Annotated in this window: 25 protein-coding genes; 11 read left to right on the forward strand and 14 right to left on the reverse strand. The window is 64.7% G+C overall.

Translation table 11 applies throughout. The features are described 5' to 3' along the window. Genes NU688_RS02055 through rlmD form a run of 4 tightly spaced genes read left to right on the forward strand, consistent with a single transcriptional unit; the run spans position 1 to position 4,201 of the window. A complete protein-coding gene (locus NU688_RS02055) occupies positions 1–774 on the forward strand; it encodes a protein-L-isoaspartate(D-aspartate) O-methyltransferase (RefSeq protein ID WP_257858901.1) in 774 nt (257 codons plus the stop codon). 11 nt (positions 775–785) lie between these two features. Next, positions 786–1,694: a peptidoglycan DD-metalloendopeptidase family protein gene (locus NU688_RS02060; protein WP_257858902.1), complete on the forward strand. Its 909-nt coding sequence runs from the start codon at positions 786–788 to the stop codon at positions 1,692–1,694. A gap of 4 nt (positions 1,695–1,698) precedes the next feature. Beyond that, positions 1,699–2,721: a sigma-70 family RNA polymerase sigma factor gene (locus NU688_RS02065; protein WP_257858903.1), complete on the forward strand. Its 1,023-nt coding sequence runs from the start codon at positions 1,699–1,701 to the stop codon at positions 2,719–2,721. Between the two features lie 43 nt (positions 2,722–2,764). Then, complete coding sequence (gene rlmD, locus NU688_RS02070; RefSeq protein ID WP_257858904.1) at positions 2,765–4,201, forward strand: 23S rRNA (uracil(1939)-C(5))-methyltransferase RlmD; 1,437 nt, start codon at positions 2,765–2,767, stop codon at positions 4,199–4,201. Between the two features lie 47 nt (positions 4,202–4,248). On the opposite strand, the gene NU688_RS02075 is transcribed toward rlmD, so the two are convergent. Next, positions 4,249–4,950, reverse strand: a complete 702-nt coding sequence (locus tag NU688_RS02075; protein WP_257858905.1) for a Bax inhibitor-1/YccA family protein — start codon at positions 4,948–4,950, stop codon at positions 4,249–4,251. 162 nt (positions 4,951–5,112) lie between these two features. Between NU688_RS02075 and NU688_RS02080 the strand changes: the two genes are divergently transcribed. Then, positions 5,113–5,520, forward strand: coding sequence for a heme-binding protein (locus tag NU688_RS02080; RefSeq protein WP_013540499.1), 408 nt, complete (start codon positions 5,113–5,115; stop codon positions 5,518–5,520). Positions 5,521–5,701: 181 nt separating this feature from the next. Here NU688_RS02080 and hemP read toward each other — a convergent pair whose 3' ends face one another. The 13 genes from hemP to bfr form a co-directional block, all read right to left on the reverse strand. Further along, positions 5,702–5,914 carry a hemin uptake protein HemP gene (gene hemP, locus NU688_RS02085; protein ID WP_013540500.1) on the reverse strand — a complete coding sequence of 71 codons (213 nt, stop codon included), beginning with the start codon at positions 5,912–5,914 and terminating at the stop codon, positions 5,702–5,704. Positions 5,915–6,011: 97 nt separating this feature from the next. Then, positions 6,012–6,425, reverse strand: coding sequence for a biopolymer transporter ExbD (locus NU688_RS02090; RefSeq protein WP_257858906.1), 414 nt, complete (start codon positions 6,423–6,425; stop codon positions 6,012–6,014). A 5-nt stretch (positions 6,426–6,430) separates the two neighbouring features. Beyond that, a complete protein-coding gene (locus tag NU688_RS02095; RefSeq protein WP_257858907.1) occupies positions 6,431–7,147 on the reverse strand; it encodes a MotA/TolQ/ExbB proton channel family protein in 717 nt (238 codons plus the stop codon). 22 nt (positions 7,148–7,169) lie between these two features. Beyond that, on the reverse strand, positions 7,170–7,874 hold the full coding sequence (locus NU688_RS02100) for an energy transducer TonB (protein WP_374684607.1): 705 nt from the start codon (positions 7,872–7,874) through the stop codon (positions 7,170–7,172). An 80-nt stretch (positions 7,875–7,954) separates the two neighbouring features. After that, positions 7,955–8,227: a bacterioferritin-associated ferredoxin gene (locus tag NU688_RS02105; RefSeq protein ID WP_093434223.1), complete on the reverse strand. Its 273-nt coding sequence runs from the start codon at positions 8,225–8,227 to the stop codon at positions 7,955–7,957. A gap of 113 nt (positions 8,228–8,340) precedes the next feature. Continuing rightward, complete coding sequence (locus tag NU688_RS02110; RefSeq protein WP_257858908.1) at positions 8,341–9,021, reverse strand: Fe2+-dependent dioxygenase; 681 nt, start codon at positions 9,019–9,021, stop codon at positions 8,341–8,343. 87 nt (positions 9,022–9,108) lie between these two features. Further along, the gene (locus tag NU688_RS02115) at positions 9,109–11,490 is read right to left on the reverse strand and encodes a catecholate siderophore receptor Fiu (protein WP_257858909.1); all 2,382 of its coding nucleotides are present in this window, start codon (positions 11,488–11,490) and stop codon (positions 9,109–9,111) included. Positions 11,491–11,733: 243 nt separating this feature from the next. Next, positions 11,734–13,092 (reverse strand): sulfite reductase subunit alpha, encoded by a 1,359-nt coding sequence (locus NU688_RS02120; RefSeq protein WP_257858910.1) that lies wholly within the window; start codon positions 13,090–13,092, stop codon positions 11,734–11,736. Beyond that, positions 13,089–14,087, reverse strand: a complete 999-nt coding sequence (locus tag NU688_RS02125) for an FAD:protein FMN transferase (RefSeq protein ID WP_257858911.1) — start codon at positions 14,085–14,087, stop codon at positions 13,089–13,091. The genes NU688_RS02120 and NU688_RS02125 overlap by 4 nt, the downstream gene beginning before the upstream one ends. Positions 14,088–14,108: 21 nt before the next feature. Continuing rightward, positions 14,109–14,918: a DUF4198 domain-containing protein gene (locus tag NU688_RS02130; protein ID WP_257858912.1), complete on the reverse strand. Its 810-nt coding sequence runs from the start codon at positions 14,916–14,918 to the stop codon at positions 14,109–14,111. A 47-nt stretch (positions 14,919–14,965) separates the two neighbouring features. Beyond that, positions 14,966–15,466 carry a DUF2271 domain-containing protein gene (locus tag NU688_RS02135; protein WP_374684629.1) on the reverse strand — a complete coding sequence of 167 codons (501 nt, stop codon included), beginning with the start codon at positions 15,464–15,466 and terminating at the stop codon, positions 14,966–14,968. 65 nt (positions 15,467–15,531) lie between these two features. After that, on the reverse strand, positions 15,532–16,176 hold the full coding sequence (locus NU688_RS02140) for a PepSY-associated TM helix domain-containing protein (RefSeq protein WP_257858914.1): 645 nt from the start codon (positions 16,174–16,176) through the stop codon (positions 15,532–15,534). 118 nt (positions 16,177–16,294) lie between these two features. Then, entirely contained in the window at positions 16,295–16,771 is a 477-nt protein-coding gene (bfr, locus tag NU688_RS02145; RefSeq protein WP_013540512.1) for a bacterioferritin, read from the reverse strand. Positions 16,772–17,026: 255 nt separating this feature from the next. On the opposite strand from bfr, the gene ahpC reads away from it, so the two are divergent. The 6 genes from ahpC (at position 17,027) to NU688_RS02175 (ending at position 24,057) form a co-directional block, all read left to right on the forward strand. Continuing rightward, the gene (ahpC, locus tag NU688_RS02150) at positions 17,027–17,599 is read left to right on the forward strand and encodes an alkyl hydroperoxide reductase subunit C (protein WP_257858915.1); all 573 of its coding nucleotides are present in this window, start codon (positions 17,027–17,029) and stop codon (positions 17,597–17,599) included. Positions 17,600–17,690: 91 nt separating this feature from the next. Next, on the forward strand, positions 17,691–19,247 hold the full coding sequence (gene ahpF / locus NU688_RS02155; RefSeq protein ID WP_257858916.1) for an alkyl hydroperoxide reductase subunit F: 1,557 nt from the start codon (positions 17,691–17,693) through the stop codon (positions 19,245–19,247). A gap of 162 nt (positions 19,248–19,409) precedes the next feature. After that, the gene (locus tag NU688_RS02160) at positions 19,410–21,626 is read left to right on the forward strand and encodes a TonB-dependent hemoglobin/transferrin/lactoferrin family receptor (RefSeq protein WP_257858917.1); all 2,217 of its coding nucleotides are present in this window, start codon (positions 19,410–19,412) and stop codon (positions 21,624–21,626) included. 38 nt (positions 21,627–21,664) lie between these two features. Next, positions 21,665–22,747, forward strand: coding sequence for a hemin-degrading factor (locus NU688_RS02165; protein ID WP_257858918.1), 1,083 nt, complete (start codon positions 21,665–21,667; stop codon positions 22,745–22,747). Further along, positions 22,744–23,124, forward strand: coding sequence for a VOC family protein (locus NU688_RS02170; RefSeq protein WP_257858919.1), 381 nt, complete (start codon positions 22,744–22,746; stop codon positions 23,122–23,124). Before NU688_RS02165 ends, NU688_RS02170 begins: the two co-directional genes overlap by 4 nt. 33 nt (positions 23,125–23,157) lie before the next feature. Then, complete coding sequence (locus NU688_RS02175) at positions 23,158–24,057, forward strand: hemin ABC transporter substrate-binding protein (RefSeq protein ID WP_257858920.1); 900 nt, start codon at positions 23,158–23,160, stop codon at positions 24,055–24,057. The last annotated feature ends 37 nt before the right edge of the window (positions 24,058–24,094 follow it).

A 24,094-nucleotide genomic window follows, 5' to 3' on the forward strand; every position in this document is an offset into this window, starting at 1 on the left:
ATGGCCACGCAACGGCCCAGTTTCCCGGTTCGACTGACACCCACCGCTTCGGCAGCCACGCGCGGGCGCATGCCCGCCGTGCCGGCCAAGCCCATGGTGCCATCCACGCCCTCGATGGCTTCTGACGCAGTGCGTGCCCGCATGGTGCAGAAGCTCGCGGCGCAGGGCATTTCCGATCCGCGCGTGCTGCGCGCGATGGGGGCCGTCGAGCGGCATCGTTTCGTCGACAGCGCGCTGGTCAACCAGGCGTACGAAGACACCAGCCTGCCGATCGGTCTGGGGCAGACGATTTCCAAGCCGAGCGTCGTGGCCCGCATGATCGAGCTCCTGCTGGCGGCGCCTGCATTGGCCGGCAAGCCGCAGGACCGGCTCGGCCGCGTGCTCGAGATCGGCACGGGCTGCGGCTACCAGGCCGCGGTGCTGAACCATGTGGCGACCGAGGTCTACAGCATCGAGCGCCTGCGCGGCCTGCATGAGCGCGCGCGGGCCAATCTGCGGCACTTCCGGCTGGCCACGGTGCACCTGATGCTGGGCGACGGAATGGTCGGCTACGCCAAGGGCGCACCCTACGCGGGCATCATCGCGGCGGCCGGCGGCGAAGCCGTTCCGGAGGCCTGGATCGAACAACTCGCGGTCGGCGGGCGCATCGTTGCGCCGACCCATTCGGCCAAGGGCGGACAGGCCCTGGTCGTCATCGACAAGACGGCCCGTGGACTGGAGCGCCTCATTCTTGAGGCGGTTCACTTTGTCCCCCTAAAATCGGGCATCGCTTGAAGGAATAACAAATGCAGGGTTTTGGCAATCGGAGTTTGTTCGCGGGCATCACGTTGGCCGTTGTGCTCGTGATCGCGGGCTGCTCCGCACCGCGCGGGCCGGCACCCGTCGAGGACCGCGGCACCATGTCGCGAGCGCCCAGCGCCACGCCGGGTGGTTCTCCCATCACGGTCGATGCCAACGGCAAACCGCTCCAGGGCATCGAGAACTACGGCAAGCCGGGCTACTACGCCGTGCGACCCGGCGACACGATCCGCCGCATCGGCAGCGAGACTGGACAACGCTGGCAGGACATCGCCCGCTGGAACAATCTCGACAACCCCGACCTGATCGAAGTCGGGCAGGTGCTGCGCGTGATTCCGCCATCGGGTTCGGGCACGGCCGTTGCAACCGCTCCCGCGGCTTCGGGTTCGGAAGGCGCCGTTACCAAGCCAGTCACGCCCCCTCCAGTGATCGCAGCTGTTCCGGGAGGCAGCACAAGCACACCGGTGAAGCCGGCCGCGCCTGTCACGGCTTCTCCGGCAAGTCCCGGCAGCGGAAGCTCCGGCGACGAAGACCTCGGCTGGATCTGGCCCGCGAGCGGCTCGCTCATCGCCGGCTTCGACGAAGCCAAGAACAAGGGCTACGACATCAGCGGCAAAGCGGGCGACCCCGTGCTGGCCGCAGCCGATGGGCGTGTGGTGTATGCCGGTGCGGGCCTGCGCGGCTACGGCAACCTGATCATCCTGAAGCACAACAACACCTACCTCACGGCGTATGCGCACAACCAAGCGTTGCTCGTGAAGGAAGACCAGTCGGTTCAGAAGGGCCAGAAGATCGCCGAGATGGGCAACAGCGACGCCGATCGCGTGAAGCTGCATTTCGAGATCCGCCGCCAGGGCAAGCCCGTCGACCCGTCACGCTACCTGCCCGGCCGGTGATGCCATGGCTGCCTCCCGCCCCCGTCGCACGCTGCCCGTGCGTGGGCTGGCGGGCCGAGGTGGCCGGTCCTCTGGCGACAAGGAAATCGCGCCCGACGAGGCGCTCCCCGTTGATCCTCTAGCGCTCAATGCGGGGTTGCCGCGCGGCGCCAGGGCCGAGCTGATCGGCGGCGAAGGCGCAGACGCGCTGACCATCTACCTGCGCCAGGTCAGGCGTACCGAGCTCTTCACCCCCGACGAGGAATTCCAGACCGCCTGCGCCGCGCGGTCCGGCGACTTCGCGGCACGGCAATCGATGATCGAGCACAACCTCCGGCTCGTGGTCAACATTGCCAAGGGCTACCTGGGCCGCGGCGTGCCGCTGTCGGACCTCATCGAAGAGGGCAATCTCGGATTGATGCATGCCATCACCAAGTTCGAACCCGAGCGCGGCTTTCGTTTCTCTACCTATGCGACCTGGTGGATCCGCCAGTCGGTCGAACGCGCGGTCATGACGCAGGCGCGCGCGATTCGCCTGCCGGTGCATGTGGTGCGCGAACTGCAGCAGGTGCTGCGCGCCCGCCGTGCACTCGAAGGTGACGCGGAGTTCGTTGCACGCCGCCCCGACGGCGTGCGCGTGGAAGACATCGCAGCGCTGCTCGGCCGCAACGTGCAGGAGGTGGCCGACCTGCTGGCCCTTTCCGAAGCACCGCGCTCGCTCGATGCCGGCGACGCGCGCGGGGACGAGGGCTTCACGCTTGCCGACACCGTGGCATCCGACGACGAGCAGGGCAATCCGAGCGGTGTGACGCAGACGCACGAGGTGGAGCGCCTGCTTGACCAGTGGGTCCATGCGCTCGACGCGCGCGAGCGCGAAGTGCTGGAAGGCCGCTATGGCCTGCATGACCGGGAGCCTGAAACGCTCGAGGTGCTGAGCGTACGACTGGGTCTTACGCGGGAGCGTGTCAGGCAGATCCAGAACGAGGCGCTGACCAAGATGCGGCGCCAGCTGGCGCGCTCGGGCATCGGGCGGGATGCGCTGTTCTAAGGGGGCGAAAAAGCGGGGGCGGCCGCGCTGAGACAATCGGGGGATGACGGAATCCATCGAAGAAAAGAAAGTCCCCACGAATCCCGGCGAAGAGTGGCTGAAAGTCGAGTCGCTCGACCTCGACGCGCAGGGCGTTTCCCACAAGGCCGACGGCATGGTCGTGTTCATCGAGGGCGCACTGCCTTTCGAGGAAGTGCAGTTCAACGTCCATCGCCGCAAGAACAACTGGGAGCAGGGCACGGTCACCCACATCCGGCGCGAATCGTCGCAGCGGGTGCGCCCGGGCTGCCCGCATTTCGGCCTGCACACCGGCGCTTGCGGCGGCTGCAAGATGCAGCACCTGGATGCGGTCGCGCAGGTGGCCGTGAAGCAGCGCGCCATGGAGGACAACCTGTGGCACCTGGGCAAGGTGCGCCCCGACAACGTGCTGCGGCCGCTCGAAGGGCCGGCATGGCACTACCGCTACCGCGCGCGCCTGTCGGTGCGCCATGTGGTCAAAAAGGGCACGGTGCTGATCGGCTTTCACGAGCGCAAGAGCCGGTACCTGGCCGACATGCAGGTGTGCCCGGTGCTGCCCAGGCAGGTCAGCGACATGCTGATGCCGCTGCGCGCGCTGATCGGGTCGATGGATGCACGCGAGACCTGCCCGCAGATCGAGCTGGCCTGCGGCGATGCGCCGGGCTCCACGGCGCTTGGCACCATCGCCCTAGTGCTGCGTCACCTGCAACCCTTGTCAGGCGCCGATATCGACCGGCTGAAGGCGTTCGCTGCAAAGAACGAAGGCGTGCAATGGTGGTTGCAGGCCAAGGGGCCGGAGACGGTGAAGTTGCTGGAAGAAGGCGGCACACCGCTCGCCTACCGCCTGCCCGAATTCGGCGTCACGATGCCGTTCAAGCCGACCGATTTCACGCAGGTCAATCCGCACATCAACCGCGCGCTGGTGGGCAAGGCGCTTCGCCTGCTTGACGTGCAATCCGACGAACGGGTCATCGACTGGTTCTGCGGTCTGGGCAACTTCACTTTGCCGTTGGCGAGCCAGGCGCGCGAGGTGCTGGGCATCGAAGGCAGCGACACGCTGGTGGCGCGCGCGACCGACAACTTCAAGAAGAACCAGCCCGCAACGAGTGCGCGTCGAGCGCTTTCGGCGACGCAGTTCGTGGCGCGCAACCTGTTCGAGATGACGCCGGCCATGCTGGTGGCCGATGGCAGCGCCGACAAGTGGCTGGTCGATCCGCCGCGCGAAGGTGCTTTCGCGCTCGCCAAGGCGATGGCCGATCTTCATCAGCAGCCGGAGCTCCGCACCGATGGTTGGACGCCGCCCAAGCGCATCGTCTACGTGAGTTGCAATCCATCGACGCTGGCGCGTGATGCGGGTTTGCTTGTGCATCAGGCGGGGTATCGGTGCACGTTCGCGGGGGTGGTCAACATGTTCCCGCACACGGCGCATGTCGAGTCGATTGCCGTCTTCGACCTCGAATGAAAAAGGGCCCCTCGGGGCCCTTTGTTTTGAAGCAAGCTGTCGCTCGCTCAGTCGCGTTCGCCGCCGAAGATGCCCAGCAGCGCCAGCAGGCTCTGGAACACATTGAACAGGTCCAGGTACAGGGCCAGCGTGGCGGTGATGTAGTTGGTTTCGCCGCCGTCCATGATCTGCTTCAGGTCATAGAGCATGTAGGCCGAGAAGATGCCGATGGCGGCCACCGAGATGACCAGCATGCCCGTGGTCGAGCCGACGAACACGTTGATGATCGCGCCGAACATCAGCACCATCGCGCCGACGAACAGGAACTTGCCCATGCCCGACAGGTCGCGCTTGATGAAGGTGGCCAGCGAGGCCATGACGAAGAACACACCTGCCGTGCCGCCGAAGGCCGTCATGACGAGTTCGGAGCCGTTCTTGAAACCGAGCACCATCGCGATCAGGCGCGACAGCATCAGGCCCATGAAGAAGGTGAAGGCCAGCAGCACCGGCACGCCGGCCGCCGAGTTCTTGGTCTTCTCGATGGCGAACATGAAACCGAATGCGCCGCCGAGGAAGACGATCAGGCCGAGTCCGCCGGTGAGCGAGCGCGTGAGGCCGGTGCTCACGCCGAGCCAGGCGCCCAGCACGGTGGGCAGCAGGCTCAGTGCTAGCAGCCAGTAAGTGTTGCGCAGGACGCGTTGGCGCTCCGCCTGCGGCAACGTCTGGCCGTAGCCTGTGGAAGTGTCGAGGGTGGTGACGCGGTCGTTCATGGCCGAAGCTCCTGTGGTTGCTGCTACGCAGTTGGGCGCATTCTAGGTGTCTGCAAGAGGAGGGCGCCTGAAAGACCGTATCCAGGTTGTTCTTAAGCGTCCTGGCGGTTTCGAGGCGGGTGGCCGTTATGCTGTCGGGTTTTTACGCAACCTGAGCTCAACATGAAGACCAAATCATTCCTCGAACTTGCCGACGTCAAGGCCATCGCCGCAGCGGCCGAAGCCGAGGCTCTCAAGAACAACTGGGCCGTGACCATCGCCATCTCGGACGATGCCGGCAACCTGCTCTGGCTGCAGCGCCTAGACGGCGCCGCAGCGCTGTCGTCGCACATCGCCCCCGCCAAGGCGCACACCGCCGCCATGGGTCGCCGCGAGAGCAAGGTCTATGAAGACATCATCAATGGCGGCCGCACCGCGTTCCTGACGGCGCCTGCTGTCCAGGGTCTGCTCGAAGGTGGCGTGCCGATCGTGAAGGACGGCCAGGTCATCGGCGCAGTCGGCGTGAGCGGCGTGAAGTCGAACGAAGACGCGCAGATTGCCAAGGCGGGCATTGCCGCGATCGGCCTCTGAGTCTTTCTCTCCGCACAAAGCAAAACGCCGACTTCGAGGTCGGCGTTTTCTTTGGAGCGTTCAGCGTGAAAAAAAGCTTGGCTAGTCGGCGAACCGTTGGCTAGCAAAAAACGACCCTTCGGAGATAAATCTCCTTGAGTCGCCCCACGATGAAACTTGCGCGAAGGGCGAGCTGAGCGACTTACTTGGTCAGGATCAGCTTGCCGAGTTTGGTGGCCTGGAGCCTGTAGAGCGAACCGTTGTGCATGATGCCCACGGTTTTGCTTCCCTTGAGAAGCTCCGTGCTTTCGACCATCGGCACCGGACGCGATGCCTGGATCGACGCATGACCGCCACCCGATTGGTCGAGCGAAGGATGGTTCAGAACAGTGAAGGCGTTCGGTGTGGCTGGCATTTGAGGTTCCCGTATCGAAGCGATGATTGAATGATAATGATTCTCAACAAGAAGTCAATCGCGAAGATTGATTTTTTTCACACGCTTCGAATTCAGTTCACTTCGCGTCGGGCTCGGTGATGAAACCGATCTTCCGAACGCCAGCTTCTCGCGCTTCCGACATGGCCTTGGCCACGCGTTCATAGCGCACGGCCTTGTCGCCGCGGATATGGAGTTCGGGCTGTGGCTCCTTGGCGGCTTCGGCGGCGAGGCGATTGGGCAGTTCGCTGTCGTCGATCTTCTGCTCGTTCCAGTAGTAGCTGCCGTCGGCCGTGACGCTGAACAGGATGTTCTGCGGCTTGGGCAGCTCGGGCTCGCTGCTGGCACGAGGCAGGTCGATGTTGACCGCGTGCTTCATCACCGGCACGGTGATGATGAAGATGATCAGGAGCACCAGCATGACGTCGACCAGCGGCGTCATGTTGATCTCGTTCATCACCTCATCGGGTTCGTCTTGTGTTCCGAAGGCCATGGCGTTCAGCCCTTCTTGAGCGGAACCACGATCGCGTCGCCGCTACCGCTTTGCACGCGGGCGCCGGTCACGAAGTAGGCATGCAGGTCGTGCGCGAAGCTGTTGAGCTTGGTCAGCACGAACTTGTTGCCGCGAACCAGCGCGTTGTAGCCGAGCACCGCGGGGATCGCCACCGCCAGACCGAGCGCCGTCATGATCAGCGCCTCCCCGATCGGGCCCGCCACCTTGTCGATGGTGGCTTGACCGGCCGAGCCGATGCTCATCAGTGCGTGGTAGATGCCCCAGACCGTGCCGAAGAGGCCGATGAACGGCGCCGTGGAGCCAACCGATGCCAGGATGGCCAGACCGGTCTGAAGGCGAGCGGTGAATGCGTCGATGCCGTTGCGGAGGGCGCGCGTGATCCAGTCGCTCACATCGAGCGCATCGTGCAGATGGGCCTTGGTGTTGCGATGGTGGGCTGCCGCCTCGCGGCCTTCGAGTGCCAGTGCACGGAAGGGGTTGCTGTCGTCCTTGCCGAGCTTGTTCAGTGCGGTGGCGAAGTCTTCGCTGTGCCAGAAGTCCTGCGACTGCTTGGCAAGGCGCTTGTACTTGATGACGTCGATTGCCTTGACGATGATCACGATCCACGATGCAAGCGACATGCCGATCAACAGCACCGCGACGGCCTTGGTGACGAAATCGCCCTGATTCCAGACGTTCATCAAGCCAAATTGGGAATCCATACGAAGTTGCTCCAGAGAAAAATTAGTTCAAGACGTAGTTGACGGGGGCGTCATAGGACATGGCCTGTACCACGCCGTTGACCTTGCCGGGCACGAACCGGCATTTCATGATGTATTCGATGGCCGCCTCGTCGAGGCGCTCGAAGCCGCTGGATCTCTTGACCTCGGCGCTCTTGGGCAGCCCGTCGACCCCGACGAGCACCTTGACGATCACCTTGCCCTGTTCGCCGAGCCGCTTGCTCATGGCGGGGTAGACCGCCTTGGGGTTCTGGAGGTAGTCGGCGTTGCTCGAGGGCAGTTGCACCGCAGGCGGAGCCGGAGGAGCTGGCGGCAATGCAGGAGGAGCCGGTGGCGTGGGCGCAGCCGGCGGCGCTGGCGGGGGAGGCGGCTCCGTGGTGCCCACGGGCGCCTGCGGGGCTGGTGTGGGCTTCGATTCGCGGATGGCTTGCGGCCGCGGTGGAGGCGGCGCCTTGGCCACCTTCGGCGGGGGGGGCGGCGGAGGGGGGGGATCCACCTTGGGTTTCGGCGGTTCGACGAACTGGCTCAATATTTCGACTGGAATCACCACTTCGGCAGCGCGTCGCAGCAGCCCGCTTTGCAGTGCCCAGAGCGCAGCCGCGTGAAACAGGATGACGCTGCCCGCAATGATGACATTGCGCGAAAGGCCAAAAGCAGAGGGAGGGGGGGCAAAGCGGTCAGACACGATCAACCATTCGAATGCGGGCACGTCAAAACGTGCCCCGATTGCAGCAAAACCGCTACGACGTTACTTGCGAAAAATCCACCAGACCGAGCCTGCGACCAGGATCAGGCTGCCGCCGAGTGCCGAGACGAGTTCCATGCCTTGCTTTCCGTGATGGAGCTGGCAAGCTGAATCGCCCTCGGACCCGATTCGCGATTCAACGCGGCGACCGGGTGCGAAGCGCTGCACTGCGCGACGATATCGCGCGCACAACCTTCACACTGACCACATTGTGTGGCCACGCCAAGCTCGAATTGGACTTCGTCGAACGTCATGCCGGCTCGCACATGACGTGCGATTTCACGGTCGGAGACTCGGCGGCAGACGCAAACGATCATGGCTGTAAAAGCGGCAGTTGGCTGGCTGTTGGTTGGATGATTATAAATAAGAATCCGTCGCATTTGCAATAACTATGGTGTTACTGGGCTTTCGACGACTCCCCGACCGCCCGCTATACCTCCGACCAGAGCCGCAAAAGATTGTGATAGTGGCCCGTCAGTGCCACCGTCTCCTCGCATTCGCCCAGCCTGGCGCGCAATTTCTGGATGTTCTGGTCGAGCTCGAACAGCATGCTGCGCTGCTGGTCGTTGCGCACCATGCTCTGAAGCCAGAAGAACGAGCAAACGCGCGCCCCGCGCGTCACGGGGTGAACGCAATGCAGGCTGCTCGCCGGATAAAGAATGAGGTCGCCGGCCGGCAGCTTGACCTCGTGCGACCCGTAGGTGTCGATCACCTCGAGCTCGCCGCCGTCGTAGTCTTCCGGATCGCACAGGAACAGCGTGCAGGACAGGTCGGTGCGCATTTGCTGACCGCCTCCAGGCAGCGCGCGCACCGCGCCGTCGACGTGAACGCCGTAGTGCTCGCCCCCCTCATACCGATTGAACAGCGGTGGAACGAAGCGCGAGGGCAGCGCTGCCGAAAAGAAGAGCGGATGCCGCGCCAGCGCGGCGAGTATCGTGCTGCCGAGTTCGCGTCCGATGGCCGATGACTCCGGCAACTGTCGATTGCGCTTGACCTGCGCGCCTTGTTCACCCACGGTCTCGCGGCCGTCGATCCAGTTCGTGGCATCCAGCGCCGCGCGCATCTCACGCGCCTGGACGGGGCTCAAGACATCGGGCACATGCAGCATCATTTTTCAGGCACTCCGCAAAGAGAAAAGCCCCGGCGCAGACCGGGGCTCGAGTTTCGCACCGTGCCGGGCGAACCCGGCAGGCATGGATCAGAACGCGAAGTTCGCGGTGATCTTTGCCGAACGGGGCGTACCCGGCGTGTAGCGGTAGCCGCTCTTGTTGATGGCCGCCGCGTACTGCTTGTCGAACAGATTGGAGACGTTCAGCTGGATGTCGACGTTCTTGTTGATTCGGTAGGACGCCATGGCGTCGAACACCCAGTACGAATCGATGTACAGCGGCGTACCCACCGCGCCGTCGGTGCCGCGGTGCAGCTTTCCGTTGTAGCGCGCGCCGCCGCCGATGGCCAGGCCGAAGGGGAACTGGTAGGTGGTCCAGGCCGTGAAGGCGTTCTTCGGGGTGTAGACCAGCACGTTGGTGCCGTCGGCGGTGACGTTGGGGCCGTTCTGGACCTTGGTGTCCATCGTCGTGAACCCGGCCGTCACGCCCCAGCGTTCGGTGATGTTGCCCGCGAGGCCCAGCTCGATGCCCTGGACGCGCTTCTTGCCGCTTTGGTAGAAGGCCGCGGTATTGGTCGGGTCCTGTACCACCTCATTCGTCACGTCCGTGCGATAGATCGCGCCGGTCAGCGACAGTTTGTCGTTCATCACGTCCCACTTCGTACCGACTTCGAAGGTCTTGGCCTTCTGCGGCAGGAAGTCGGTGCGCGCGGCGCTGTTGCCCGAGCCGGCGGCCGACAGCGAGAAGTTCGCGCCGCCCGGAGGCTGGGCCGAGGTGCCGTAGGCCGCGTAGATGCTGCCGTTCTTCACGGGCTTGTAGACCACGCCGATCTTGCCGGTGAACAGGTTGTCGGAAAGCTTCAGCGACGAGGGCACCAGCGTTCCGACCGGCAGGCCCGGATTGGTCGTTGCGGTCGACAGCGTCGAGCCCTGGAACGACGTGTTGTAGTGGTCGAAGCGCAGGCCGCCCGTGATCTGCCACTGCTCGTTGAGCTTGACGGTGTCGAAGGCATAGAGGCCGACGGTGTTGGTCACGCCCTTGCTGTCGGCGCCGCTCTGGATGCGGCTGTAGCCGTTGACATAGGGGTTGGGCGCGTACAGGTTCGCGGCCGGCCAGGCGCCGTTCTGCACCGCCTTGCCGTTGAACAACGCGCCGGGGGCGAAATAGCCCAGGTTCGTCTGTTCTTCCCGGATCAGCTCGACGCCCGCGCTGAGCGAGTGGCTCATGCTGCCGGTGTCGAACTTGGCGGTCATGTTCGTCTGGTTGACGAAGATCGTGTTTTCCTGGTTCTTGTTGGTCGGCGAGTTGCGCGTGACCGACCAGGTGGAGGGCAGGCCCGGAACCGGCGTGCTGAGGAATGCCGTATTCGCCGAGGGAGGCGGATTGCCGTTGGCTCCCAGGCCGCCGAGCATGAACGACGTCAGCATGTAGTCCTGCTTCGTCTTGCCGTAGCGCGTGGTGTTGCGCAGCGTGACGTCGGGCGTGAAGTCGTGCTCGACGCGCGCGGTGAACATATCCGCCGTGACCTTGTTGAAGTCGTAGGCGGTGCCGTAGAAGTTCTTCGGATCGACCGGCGCCGCATAGTTCAGGAAGCTGCGGCGACGTGCGCCGAGCGCCGTCGGGTCGGGGTTCGAATAGCTGGGCAGGCCGATCGTCGGCACGCCGCCGTCGGGGACGTTGTTCTGGTCCACATGCAGGTAGTCGAAGTAGAAGCGCGTGGGCGAGTTCAGACCGAGCGCGAGCGACGGTGCGATGGCCGTGTGCTTGTTCTTGATGAAGTCGCGGCCGGCAACGCCCGAGTCTTCCACCACGGCGTTCAAACGGAACGCGGCGCCGATGCCGTTGGCGCTGCTGAGCGACTTGTTCCAGTCGATGCTGCCGCGTTTGTAGTCTGCGCTGCCGAAGCCGATCGAGCCCGTGAAGTTGTCTTCGAGCTTCGGCTTCTTGGTGACGAGGTTGATGTAGCCGGTAGGCGAGGTGCGGCCGACGTCGGTGCCCGACGGACCCTTCACGACTTCGACCTGCTCGATGTTGAACACGTCGCGCGAGATCGAGCCGAGGTCGCGGATGCCGTCGACGAAGATGCTGCTCGAGCTGTCGAATCCGCGCATGAAGACGGCGTCGCCGGTGTTGGTGTTGCCGTTCTCCCCGAGGAAGAAGGTGCCCACGCCGGGCGTGTTGCGAAGCGCTTCGGTCAGCGTCGTCGCGCCTTGTTCGCGGATGACCTGTTCCTTGATCACCTGGACGGTTTGCGGCGTGTTCAGCAGCGGTGCTGTGAACTTGGGGTTGGCCGAGGTGTCGGTCTTGTAGTCGGCTGCGGAAGAGTCCTGCACACGCACTTCGGGCAACGCGCCGCCAGACTGGGCAAAGGCGGCGGGCGCCGCGATGGCCATCAGGGTGGCGGCGGCAGCGCCGGAGAGGTGGGGAACGGCGCGCGCGACGGCGTGTTTGCGGCTCTTGATGTAGGCCATGTAGTTTTCTCCGAAAAGGGCGGCGAGCGGGAGGACTCGACTGGCGGTGTCCGCACGCGCGCTTTCGAAAGAGAAAACCGGGGACTGGCTGGGTGAGTCAATTTGCGAGGGAACGCAAATCGACGCGAATAATAGTGTTTCTCATTAACCTTTGGTTAACAAATGAAGAGTTAACCCATAAGTCTTCTTATGTTGTTGCCAATGAGCAACTGACAAAAGGTGCCTACGAGGCAGTCGGGCGGGTCAGTAGATATCGCGGCGATACCGTCCGGTCGCCGACAAATCGCGCCAGAACGCCTCGCCGGCAATCTGCTTCAAGGCCGCGTCCACACCCGACGCCATGCCCTGGAGGCTTCCGCAAACGTAAACAGCCGCACCTTTGTCCAGCCATGCGCGCAACTGGTCGGCCGATTGCAGCAGCCGGTGCTGCACGTAGAGGCGTTCGGGCTGGTCGCGTGAGAACACCATGTCGAGCCGCTGCAGCACGCCGGTGGATTGCCAGGCTTCGATCTCTTCGCGGCAGAGAAAGTCGTGGGCCGCCTGCCGTTCGCCGAACACCAGCCAGTTGTCGTTGCGGCCCGCCGCCGCGCGGGCGCGCAGGTGGGCGCGAAGGCCGGCCAGTCCGGTGCCATTGCCGATGAGGATCAGCGGCCGCATCTCATTGCCGTCGAGGCGGAAGGTGCGATGCGGTCGCAGGCGCAATGCAACCGTATCGCCGACCGTGAGCGTCGAGGTGAGCAGGCCTGACGCCGTACCCAAGGTGCCATCGGGATGCTGTTCCTGGCGCACCAGCAATTGCAGTTCGCCATCGGCAGGCAGCGACGCGATCGAATAGTCGCGAGGCCGCGCCGGATCGCTTGCCACGGCGATCTGCACCAGGTCGCCTGAAGCCCAACGGGGCATCGCGCCCGACTGCGGCACCAGACCCAACTGGAAGACCGGCGCACCGGCGCTGCCGGCGTTGAGCAACTCGCGCGCTGAGAGCCGCCATGGTGCGAATGCATCGACCGGATCTTCATGAGCGGCGGCAACGTCGCCCCATCGAGCCTGCCAGTCGGCCATTGCGGCGGGATCGCTGTTGTCGACCTCGAGACATTCGAAATCGCGCCTGGCACCGGCCGCATGCAGCCACGCATCGAGTGCGCGACCGAAGCCGCAGAAGTTCTTGTACTGGCGGTCTCCGAGCGCCAGCACGGCATAGCGAAGCGAAAACAAGGCGACAGGTGAATCCATCACCCGCTCCGCGAACACGCTGGCGCCATCGGGCGCATCGCCCTCGCCATACGTGCTGGCCACGAAGAGCGCGCGGTCGGCGGCGCCGAGCGTGGCGGCGTCGAGGGCGTTGAGCTCCATCACGCGCACCGGTGTCCCCGCTGAACGCAATTGCCGCGCCGTCTGCCAGGCGATCGTCTCTGCCTGGCCGGTCTGGCTGGCGAACAGCACGAGGGTCGGGCGCGTTTCGCTGTCGGTCGACAGCGTGGCCGCTTCGCGGGCTGCCGCGGTGCGCTGTCGACGCTGCCGCGCGTAGACGGCAAGGCAAAGCGCCGCGTAGGCCGTCGCCGTGGCGCCCGCGCCCAGCGTGCGCAACATCGCCTCGGTCATGCGCCGGTCTGCGCGATCCAGGCGCGGGTGGTTCGTGGACCCGCGTCACCGCGGCCGATGAACAGGGCTGCGATGTCGTGGCGTTCTGCGAAGGCCAGGCCATCGTCCGGCCCCAGCACGGTCAGCACGGTGGCCAGCGCGTCGGCCTGCATGCATTGCGCATGCAGCACCGTGACGCTCGCCAGCGCATGCGCGACCGGTTCGCCGTTGCGCGGATCGATGGTGTGCGACCAGTGGCGTCCTTCGTGCTCGCGGCGATGCCAGCGGTCGCCCGATGTGGCGATGGCCATGTCGGCAAGTGGGATGCGCTGCGGGGCGGGCGATTCGCCATCGACCAGCACCTGCCACGGCTGCCCATCAGGACGGCGCCCGATACCGCGCAGTTCACCACCAATCTCGAACAGCAGATCGCCGAGGCCGAGCCCGCGCAATGCCTCGACGCCATGATCGACCGCGAAGCCCTTCGCAATGCCCGAGAGGTCAAGCACGACGTTCCCTGGCTGCAGTAGGGTGCCGCGCGCTTCGTCGAACTCCAGCCGCTGCCAGCCCGTGTGCGCGCGCAGTTCGGCGATGGCTTCGGGCGCGGGCAAGCCGTTCTCTTCCGCGTCGGGGCCGAAGCCCCAGCAAGTGACCAGGGGACCGACGGTCGGATCGATCGCGCGTCCGCTGACGCGCGCCCAGTGAAGGGCGCAGCGCATCACCTCGGCGAACTCCTCGGGCAGCGCATGCCGCGAACCCGCAGGCGCCGCGTTGAAGCGGCTGATGTCCGACGCCGGCTCCCAATGGCTCATCTGCGCGATGACCCGCGCAAGCGCTGTTTCTACTGTTGCGCGCACCTGTTCCAGCGGAAGCATCCGCGGGTTGTCGAAGCGCAGCGACCAGGTCGTGCCCATGGTCTGCCCACCCAGCTGCTGCAGGGTGGCGGGGTCCGCGCGGCGCGGTACGGCCGCGTTGGCGTAGCCGCCTGCGCGCCAGGTGCTGAAGGAAAGTCCCAAGGGAGCGCGCCGCTTCAGGGATCAGGGCATCACTTCAAGGGTGGCCGCGTAGGTCAGGCGGCGTTCCTTGGCTTGCGGCACGGTGGTCTTGTTGTCCTTGGTGCTGGCATCGAGCCAGTACATGCCGGCCGTCGGCCAGGTCACGCTGAACTGGCCCTTGTCGTCGGTCTTGAGCTTGATTTCCTCGAGCTTGTCGCGGTACTGCGTGTTGCCGGCGGTCACGGTCACTTCGAGGTTCTTCGCGGGCTGGCCGTCGAGGTTCAGCGTGAAGCTGGCTTTCTCGCCCTTGACCAGGTCGGTCGGGCTGCCAGCGACGATCAGTTCCAGACCCTGGCCGATCGGCTTGAGCGCCGAGGGCTTGCCGACCGTCACGAAGGTCTCGATACGGCCCGACGACTGCGTGATGGTGACGTCCTGCGCATCGGCCGGGATGTCCTTGCCGATGGTTTCGGCCGTGCCGCGTGCGCGCTTGTTCTGGCCCGTGGCCTTGTCCTTCCAGCTCGCGAAGGCGCCTGCGTTGACCACGGCGATGCGGTAGGTGCCCGGCTGCGCGACGCTCACGTCGAACACGTTGCGCAGCTTGAGCTTGGCTTCGCTCTCGGGTTTGACGGTGCTGCCATCGGGTGCGGTGATCTGCAGGCCCTCGAGCCGCAGCGGCGCGTGGTTCGCGACGAACAGGTCGTTCGACACGGCCGCATCGACGGACACGGTGTCGGCCTTGGAGAACACGGTGGACGAGGGCAGCAGCCAGGCGTTGTGCGCAATGGAGGCGGAAGCGATGGCCGACAGGGCGATGGCGAGGCCGGTGGCACGCAGGATGGAGCGGGTCATGGGAGGTCCTTGATGGATGAAGCTGGCAGTGAAGGGGCGGGCGTCGCTCAGGGCTTGAGTTCGAGCTTGATTTCGCCAAGCTCTTCCTTGCCGGCCGCGCTCGGCTGCGCTGCTGCGGTGGGCGGCCACTGGAACGGAATGCTCACGACCTCGCGGCCGCCGACTTCACGGGCCGCTTCGACCACCAACTTGTAGGCGCCGGGTGCGAGCTTCGGCAGCGCTGCAGAGCCTTCAGTGAAGCTCAGTTGATGCTTGCCGGCGGGCTTGGTGGCCCCGGTCACGCCATCGACCGGCACCGCGAGCTCGCGGCCGCCGCGGCGCCACCACTGGCGCATGTCCTTGAGCCACTTCGTGCCTTCGCCTTCGGGGTTGTTCGTCTTGGTGCGCACGTCGTACCAGACGGCCAGCGTGCCCGCGACCGTGTTGTCCGCGCGCTCGATCCAGGTCGCCACGTAGGGGCGGTGGTACTCGGAAACGTTCAGCCGCGGAATCTCGATGTTGACGGCCAGGCTCGCCGCGAAGGCCGGGGTTGCGAGCAGCGCCGACATGGCGATTGGCGCGAGTGAGTAGCGAACGTGCACGGGAAACCTCTTTTCCTGAATCAATCGGCCAATCAATGAATGAACAACAGCGCGAGCAGCACCGGCACGACCAACCCCATGCCCACCATCGGCCAGGTGAACGGTCGATTGCCCGCATGCATCTTGAGAATGAACAGCCCGGTGATCGAGAAGACCAGCGCGGCGCCCGCGAAGATGTCGATGAACCAGCTCCAGGCGGCGCCAGTGTTGCGGCCCTTGTGCAGGTCGTTGAGGTAAGAGAGCCAGCCGCGGTCGGTGCGCTCGTATTCGATCTCGCCGTCGGCCAGGCTCAGGCGCAACCAGGCGTCGCCGCCGGGGCGGGGGAGCGAGAGATAGATCTCATCGTCCGACCATTCGGCGTCGTGGCCGGCGGTGCTGACGTCCCAGTTCTTCTGGACCCAGCCTTGCAGTTCGGCGGGCAATGGCGCCTTGCCTTTTTGCGCCTTGGCGGCGGGCAGTTGTTGTTCGAGTCGGGCGCGCAGAGGCTGGTCGATCGTGCCGTTCAGCTTCGTGATTGCCGGCTTGGCCTCGATCTGCCCCGCGTGATTGAGGGTGAAGCCCGTGACGCTGAACAGGATCATCCCGATGAGGCAGATCGCTGAGCTCACCCAATGCCATTCGTGCAGGGTCTTGAGCCAGTAGGCACGGCGGCGGTTGTCGGAGCGGGCGGCAGTCATCGAAGGCGCGGATTCTATCCGTGCAGATGAGAATGACTGCTATTTGGCCGCCGTTAAGTTACGTAAAGCAATAAAAAACGGGACCGAAGCCCCGTTGTTTGAAATCCAAAGACTTCTCTTATTCCAGCTCGCCCATCTGCGATTGCAGGTAGTTCTGCAGGCCAACGCGGTCGATCAGGTCGATCTGGGTTTCGAGGAAGTCGATGTGCTCTTCCGTGTCGTCCAGGATTTCCTGCAGCAGATCGCGCGAGACATAGTCGCGCACCGATTCGCAATGCTGGATGCCGTCCTTGATGGTGGCCTGCGCGCCGGTTTCTGCACCGAGGTCGCAGCGCAGCAGTTCGGGCACGTCCTCGCCGATGTTCAGCTTGCCGAGGTCCTGCAGATTGGGCAGGCCGTCGAGCATGAAGATGCGGTCCATCAGCTTGTCGGCGTGCTTCATTTCGCCGATCGATTCCTCGTATTCCTTCTTGGCCAGCTTGTCCAGACCCCAGTGCTTGAGCATGCGGTAGTGGAGGAAGTATTGGTTGATTGCAGTGAGCTCGTTCTTGAGCTGCGCCTGCAGATGTTCGATGACCTTGGGGTCGCCCTTCATGATTTTTCCTTGTTCTGAAAGCGGTGATTGTCAGAGGGGCCGATGCGTGCTTGCAAGCAATCCCATGCTGCGCCGGTCTGCATGCGTGTGATGGTGATACACGTTCGTATTGAGGGGCTGCAAAACGCATCGCGACCTCATCGCAAACATAGCAAGCTCCAATACTTTTAATAGCTCATGACTATTAATAATATGAGATTGGTAGTTATACTGATACTTCGCTTTTTTCATCAGCCCCATCACTAGGAAGCAGCAATGTCCCTGATCAACACCGAAATCATTCCCTTCAAGGCCACCGCGTATCACAACGGTAAGTTCGTGCCCGTCAGCAACGACAACTTCAAGGGCAAATGGTCGGTCGTGGTGTTCTACCCGGCAGACTTTACGTTCGTGTGTCCGACGGAACTCGGCGACCTGGCCGACCACTACCCCGAATTCCAGAAGCTCGGCGTGGAGATCTACGGCGTGTCCACCGACACCCACTTCACCCACAAGGCATGGCACGACACCTCGGACACCATCGCCAAAGTCCAGTACCCGCTGATCGGCGACCCGAGCCAGCAACTGGCCCGTGCCTTCCAGGTGCTGATCGAAGAAGGTGAAGATGCAGGCCTGGCCTACCGCGGTACCTTCGTGATCGACCCCGAAGGCAAGATCAAGACCATCGAAGTGCACGACAACGGCATCGGCCGCGACGCCGCCGAACTGCTGCGCCGCGTGAAGGCTGCCCAGTACGTGGCTGCCCACCCCGGTGAAGTCTGCCCCGCCAAGTGGACCGAAGGCGCCGAAACGCTGAAGCCTTCGTTCGACCTCGTCGGCAAGATCTAAGCGCTCCCCGTGCGAAAGCCCGGGCGCTCTCGAAGCCCCGGGCTTTTTTGTTCCCAGTTGATAGTTTTCAGTTATCGAAAGTGAGTTCGTCATGCTCGACGCCAGCACCAAGGCCCAATTGAAGAGTTACCTCGATCGCGCCACGCAACCGATCGAAATCGTTGCCTCGCTCGACGACAGCAAGGCCTCGGGCGAGATGTTGTCGCTGCTGAAGGACGTCGCGGAGTCCTCGACGCTGGTCAAGCTGACCGAGAGCCGCGACGACAACCACCGCAAGCCCTCGTTCTCGGTCAACCGCCCGAGCGAAAACCACGGCCCGCGTTTTGCCGGCCTGCCAATGGGCCATGAATTCACCTCGCTGATCCTTGCGCTGCTGCAGGTCGGCGGCTACCCGCCCAAGGTCGAGCAAGCCGTGCTCGACCAGATCAAGGCGCTCGACGGCGACTTCGAGTTCGAGATCTACGTCTCGCTCACCTGCCACAACTGCCCCGACGTGGTCCAGGCGCTGAACCTGATGGCGATCCAGAACCCGCGCATCCGCACCACGATGATCGAAGGAGGCACCTTCCAGGACGAGGTCAAGGAACGCCAGGTGATGGCCGTGCCGACCGTCTTCCTCAACGGCACCGAGTTTGGCCAGGGCCGCATGAGCCTGGAAGAAATCCTCGCGAAGATCGACACCAGCGGCGTTGAGCGCGAAGCCAAGAAGATCGCCGCCAAGGATCCGTTCGATGTGCTGATCGTCGGTGGCGGCCCGGCTGGTGCCGCAGCCGCCGTGTATGCGGCGCGCAAGGGCATCCGCACCGGCGTGGCCTCGGAGCGCTTCGGCGGCCAGGTGCTCGACACGATGGGCATCGAGAACTTCATCTCGATCAAGGAAACCGAAGGTCCGAAGTTCGCCCATGCACTCGAGGAGCACGTGCGCGACTACGACGTCGACATCATGAATCTGCAGCGTGCCAAGGCCCTGGTGCCTGGCAGCGATCTGATCGAAGTGCAGCTGGAAAGCGGCGCCTCGCTCAAGAGCAAGTCGATCATCATCTCGACCGGCGCGCGCTGGCGCAACATCAACGTGCCCGGCGAGCACGAGTTCAAGAACAAGGGCGTGGCCTACTGCCCGCACTGCGACGGCCCGCTCTTCAAGGGCAAGCGCGTCGCCGTCATCGGCGGCGGCAACTCGGGCGTCGAAGCGGCGATCGACCTGGCCGGCATCGTGGGCCATGTCACGCTGATCGAGTTCGACACCGCGCTGCGCGCCGACGCCGTGCTGCAGCGCAAGCTCCACAGCCTGAAAAACGTCGACGTGTTCACCAACGCGCAGACCACCGAGATCACCGGCGACCAGAAGGTCAACGGCCTGGTCTACAAGGACCGCGCATCGGGCGAGCTGAAGCAGGTCGAACTCGAAGGCGTGTTCATCCAGATCGGCCTCGTGCCCAACACCGACTGGCTCAAGGGCGTGGTCGAGCTGACGAAGCACGGCGAGATCATCGTCGACGCCCGCGGCCAGACCTCGGTGCCGGGCGTGTTCGCGGCGGGGGATGTGACGACCGTGCCGTTCAAGCAGATCATCATCGCGGCCGGCGACGGCGCGAAGGCGGCGCTCGGTGCGTTCGACCACCTGATCCGCACTTCGGCCCCCGCGTGAAATAAGTCTTAAGTTGTTTAGATGAGAATTATTCTCATACAATAAAAAGGTCGGGCGACTACCTCTTTCTCGCCCCCTCATTGCCAGCCAGGTCACACGCGCAGTCTCCCTGCGCATCAAGGTCCAGCAAGCAGTTCTTCAACTGTTTTCTGGACCTTTTTCGTGGCCACTCATTCCCCTCGAACTTCTCCCCATCGCCTCGCGCTCCTGCAGCTGCTGATCGCCTCCGGCTTCGGCATGGCCACGACGACGGCGTGGTCCCAGCAAGTTGCGGCGCTCGGCGAGGTGGTGGTGAGCGGATCGCGCTCGGAACAGGCCAAGGACGACCTGCCGCTGAGCATCGAGGTCATCAACCGCAACGACATCGAATCCAAGCAGATCAACGACATCCGTGACGCGGTGCGCGACCTGCCCAACGTTTCGGTCAAACGTTCGCCCGCGCGCTTCGGGCTTGCGCAGGGCAACACCGGCCGCGATGGCAACGCGGGCTTCAACGTCCGTGGCCTCGACGGCAACCGCGTGCTGCTGCTGACCGACGGCATCCGTACGCCACGCAGCTACGTCTTCAGCGCCAATGCCTTCGGCCGCGACTACTTCGACATCGGCCTCGTCGAGCGCATCGAGATCATCAAGGGGCCGGCGTCGGCGCTCTATGGTTCGGACGGCCTCGCAGGCCTCGTCAATTTCATCACCCGCGAACCTTCGTCGTTCCTGCGCGACGGCCGCACCTTCGGCGGCAGCGCGAACATCGGCTACAGCGGCGACGACAACGGCGTGCGCGGCGGCGTCACGCTTGCGGGCAAGGCGAACGATGCGCTCGAGTGGCTGATCTCCGCCAACCTGGGCCGCGCGAGCGAGCTCGAGAACATGGGCCGGCTCAACGTGCCCAACGTCGACCGCACCACGCCCAATCCGCAGCGCGACAACACCCGCTCGCTGCTGGCCAAGGCCATCCTCACGCCCAACGCCGACCAGCGCCATGCCTTCACTTTCGAGCACGTCGAGAAGAGCAGCCGCTACGACCTGCTCTCGGGCGTCGCCAAGCCGCCGTACGCGTCCACCTCGGTCGTCGGGCTCAACGCCAAGACCGATCTCGACCGCGACCGCCTCACCTACGAAGGACGCCTGCGCCTGAACACCGTCGTGGCCGACAACCTGCTGGCTGTCGTGAGCTACCAGAAGGCCAAGTCGCGCGAGTACATCTACGAAGACCGCTTCACCGCCGCCGATCGCACGCGCGACGTCACATACGACGAGAACACCTGGCAGCTCGGCCTGCAGGCCGACAAGACCATCCGCATGGGTGACTGGGCGCAGAAGATCACCTACGGATTCGACTACACCCGCACCAACGTCGAGAACCTGCAGACCGGCCTGGTGCCGCCGGCGGGCGAGAGCTACCCGCTCAAGCGCTTCCCCGACACGCGCGAGACCTCGACGGCCTTTTACGTGCAGGACGAGTTCATCCACGACCGCTGGAGCATCACGCCCGGCATCCGCTTCGATCGCTTCTCGCTCGATGCGAAGCAGGCGGGCTTCAACGCGCAGGCGGTGTCGCTGTCGGGCTCGGCGGTGTCGCCCAAGCTGGGCGTGCTGTTCCGCACCACGCCGCAGTTCAGCGTCTACGGCAACTACGCCTCCGGCTTCAAGGCGCCCAACGCGTTCCAGGTCAACAACTTCTTCGAGAACGTGATCTCGGGCTACAAGACGATTCCCAACCCGAACCTCAAGCCCGAGAAGAGCCGCAACATCGAGCTGGGCATGCGCGGGCGCACCGGCATCCTGAGCTACGACGTGGCCGCGTTCACGGGCGACTACAAGGACCTGATCGAGAACGACCGCCAAGTTGGCGGCGTGTTCGGCTCTCGCGTCAATCCGGCGACGTTCCAGTCGGTCAACGTCGGGCGCGCGCGCATCAGCGGCTTCGAGATCAAGGGCGAGCTCGACTTCACCGAGAACGGCACTGGCTTCTCCGTGCCCTTCGCTTACGGCCAGACGCGCGGGCGCGACCGCACCAACAACCGGCCGCTCAATTCCATCGACCCGCAGAAGTTCAGCGCCGGTCTCAAGTACCAGGCGCCGGTCTGGAGCGTTCGCCTCGATGCGGTTCATCATGGCGCCAAGAAGTGGAGCGACGTCGATCGCAGCGAGGTGACCACCGGCCTGCAGTTCCGCACGCCGCAGGCCACCACGCTGGACATCAGCGCGCAATGGCGTATCAAGAAAGACCTGCGCCTGAACGCCTCGGTGACCAACCTCACCAACAAGCGCTACTGGATGTGGAGTGACGTGCGCGGGCTGACGACGACCTCGGCCCTGCGCGATGCCTACACCCAGCCGGGGCGCGCCTTCAATGTCTCGCTCATGGCGGACTTCTGATCCGCGCCAAAGCAACCGCCGACAACAAAGGAAACCCGATGAACGCTGAAGAAACCCGGACCCGATTCACGGAACTGCGTGCCAAGGGCATGCGCCACAAGGACGCTGCGGCGGCCATGGGTATCTCCGAAGGCGCAGCCATCGCCGCGCACACTGGCTCACACGACAAGGTGCTGCGCGCCACGCCGCTGAAGGGCCCGTGGGTCGACCTGCTGCAGGCGCTGGAACTCTGCGGCCCGGTGCTCGCGCTCACGCGCAACGAGACCACGGTGCACGAGAAGACCGGCGTCTACGAGAAGGTCTCCGGCAGCGAGGCGATGGGGCTCGCGCTGGGCGAGGCCATCGACCTGCGCCTTTTCTTCAGCCGCTGGCATGCCGGCTTTGCCGTCAGCGAAGCGGCGGCCAATGCCGGCGTGCCGCCTTCGCTGAGTCTGCAGTTCTTCAATGCGAACGGCGTGGCGGTCCACAAGATCTTCGTGCGCGAGGCCACCGACCGCGACGCGTTCCAGTCGGTCATCGACACGCACACCGCGCCCGACGCACCCGTGCAGTTCGTGCCGGCCGACCCCAAGGCCGCATCGCGCGACGACAGCGCCATCGACGCGAGTGGGCTCTCCGAAGCCTGGCGCGGCATGCAGGACACGCACGAGTTCTTCGGCCTCCTGAACAAGTTCGGTGTCGAGCGGCAGCAGAGCTTTCGCCTCACCGAGGGCGAGTTCACGCAGCGCGCGGAAACGTCCGCGGTGCGCGAGCTGCTGCAGGAGGCCACGTTCGACGGAACGCCCATCATGGTGTTCGTCGGCAGCCCGGGCTGCATCCAGATCCACTCCGGTCCCGTCGTGCGCGTCGAGCCGATGGAGATTCGCGGGATGCTCTGGCTCAACGTGCTCGACCCCGACTTCAACCTGCATCTGCGCGAAGACCGCATCGCAAGCGTCTGGATCGTCGAGAAGCCGACCAGCGACGGCATCGTCACCTCGGTCGAGGCCTTCGACGGCGAGGGCGAACTGATGGCGATGTTCTTCGGCGCTCGCAAGCCGGGCGTTCCCGAACGCCAGGAGTGGCGCCAGATCGTGCGCAAGCTCTCGCGGCTGGCCGTGTCCGGAGCGCAGGCATCGTGAGCGTCGCGCTGAACGTCGTCGAAATCAAGGCCTTCGTTCCGGCAAAGGACTTCGCGCTGTCCTGCGACTTCTACCGGGACCTGGGTTTCACGATGGCGTCGAACGAAGACGGCATCGCCTACTTCCTGCACGGCAACAGCAGCTTCCTGCTGCAGCAGTTCTACGTGCACAGCCATGCCGAGAATTTCATGATGCATCTGCTGGTCGACGACGCGCACGCGTGGTGGGCCCACGTGCAGGCGCAGGGGCTGGTCGAGCGCTACGGCGTCCGCACCACGCCGCCCGGCGAGCGCCCGTGGGGCATGGTCGATTTCACGTTGACCGACCCGAGCGGCGTGCTCTGGCGCATCGCGCACAACATTCCCCGGCGCGGCTGATCCGCGCCTTCATCTATTGCCGGCTGTGACCTCATGACCGAACGACACGACTTGCCTTTTCCTCCCTCGGCGCGCCGCCGCGATGTGCTGCGCGTTCTTTCCGCGTCGGCACTCGGCGCCGCCGCCTGGCCCGCGCTCGCGCAGGACAAGCGCCTGCCGCGGCTGGTGACGGTCAGCGGCGCGATCACCGAGGTGGTCTACATCCTCGGCGCCGAGGGCCAGCTGGTGGGCACCGATACCACCAGCCTCTATCCCGCCGCCGCGCGCGGCACGCCCAAGGTCGGCTACATGCGCCAGCTCTCGGCCGAAGGACTCCTGTCCCTGAAGCCCGACGCGATCATCGCTACCAACGAATCAGGCCCGGCCGTGGTGCTCGACCAGGTCCGCACGGCCGGTGTGAAGGTCGAGATCATCGAGGCCGACCACACTTGGGGCGAAGTGCAGCGCAAGGTGCAGGCCGTGGGCCGTGCTTCCGCCAGGGAAGCGCGGGCGCGCGAACTGCAGGCCCGGCTCGATGCCGATTGGGCCCAGGTGCAGCAGCGCGTGGGCGCGGCGAAGGGGCGCAAGCCCAAGGTGCTGTTCGTGCTCTCGCACAGCGCGAGCCCGCAGGTCTCGGGCGAGAAGACGGCGGCGCATTCGGTGATCGGTTTTGCCGGCGGCGTGAATGCGCTGGGCGGCTTCCACGGCTACCGGCCGATGACGGCCGAGGCGATGGCGAGCGCCGCACCGGACATCATCCTCACCAGCACGCAGAGCATCGAGGCGCACGGCGGCATCGACAGGTTCTGGGAGCGGCCCGAACTGGCGCTCACGCCGGCTTATAAAAAGCGCGCACTCATCACGCAGGACGCGTTGCTGCTGCTGGGCTTCGGTCCGCGGCTGCCGGGCGCCATCGGCGAGCTGCACGAGAAATTCCAGGCCGCGCTGGCATGAGCCGCCGGGCCGTTCCCAAGGCGAATACCGCAGCGCG

The organism is Variovorax sp. ZS18.2.2 (assembly GCF_024701975.1).
Taxonomy (GTDB): domain Bacteria; phylum Pseudomonadota; class Gammaproteobacteria; order Burkholderiales; family Burkholderiaceae_C; genus Variovorax.